Origin of the sequence: Streptomyces sp. NRRL S-340 (genome assembly GCF_000720185.1) — a bacterium.
Lineage (GTDB): Bacteria > Actinomycetota > Actinomycetes > Streptomycetales > Streptomycetaceae > Streptomyces.
In genome coordinates this window covers 1-235 of record NZ_JOIY01000143.1, presented here as the reverse complement: position 1 = coordinate 235, position 235 = coordinate 1, and the positions used below count along the sequence as shown (strand labels likewise).

Genomic DNA, 235 nt, shown 5'->3' with positions numbered 1-235 from the left:
CGGCTTCGATCTCGCCGGGTTCGATGCGGAAGCCGCGGAGTTTGATCTGGTCGTCGGTGCGTCCGAGGTATTCGAGGGTGCCGTCGGGGCGTCGGCGGGCGCGGTCGCCGGTGCGGTAGAGGCGGCTGCCGGGGGTGTCGGCGTAGGGGTCGGCGATGAAGCGCTGTGCGGTGAGTGCGGGGCGGTTGGCGTAGCCGCGGGCGAGTCCGGGGCCGCCGAGGTAGATCTCTCCGGC

At 72.8% G+C, this 235-nt stretch carries 1 protein-coding gene; it reads right to left on the bottom strand.

Annotated elements, in window-relative coordinates; genetic code table 11:
• A partial coding sequence (locus tag IG64_RS37325; RefSeq protein WP_037865055.1) for an AMP-binding protein occupies nucleotides 1-235 on the bottom strand: 235 nt, incomplete at both ends.